1 pseudogene is annotated in these 495 nt (G+C 80.0%); it reads left to right on the plus strand.

Features of this window, described 5'->3' with window-relative positions:
• Nucleotides 1–28: 28 nt before the first annotated feature.
• A pseudogene (locus GTW08_RS02225) lies at nt 29–495 on the plus strand (Fis family transcriptional regulator); the annotation flags it as partial.

Genomic DNA, 495 nt, shown 5'->3' on the forward strand with positions numbered 1-495 from the left:
GGCCGTCTCCCACCGGGAGACCGTCGCCGTGACCGGCCCCGGGGGCAGCGGGAAGCTGCGGACCGCCCGCCGCGTGCTGTCCCGCCTGGGCCACGACGGCGCCGTGGTCGTCGAGCCGCACCGGGAGCGCGAGTGGTGGGAGACGGCCCGCGCGGCGCTGGCCGCGGGTCGCGGGCTCGTCCTGCGGCGGGTGCACCTGTCACCGGGGCCGCGACCGGAGCTCCTGCGGGACCTGGCCGCGACCGGTGTCCCGTTCGTCCTCACCGCCGACGCCGACCCCACCGACGACACCACCCCCGCCCTCCTCGGCCAGGTCGCCACCACCGTCCGCCTCCCGGCGCTGGCGGCGGGCCGCGAGCACCTCCCGGCGCTGGTGGAGACGCTGCTCGCGGAGCTGCCCCCGCCCGCGTCGGGGTCCCGGCTGTCCGGCGCGGCCCTGGACCGGCTCCGGGCCTGGCACTGGCCCGGTGACCTGGCCGAGCTCCGCACCGTGGT

The organism is Pseudonocardia sp. SID8383 (assembly GCF_009864975.1).
GTDB lineage: Bacteria > Actinomycetota > Actinomycetes > Mycobacteriales > Pseudonocardiaceae > Pseudonocardia > Pseudonocardia alni.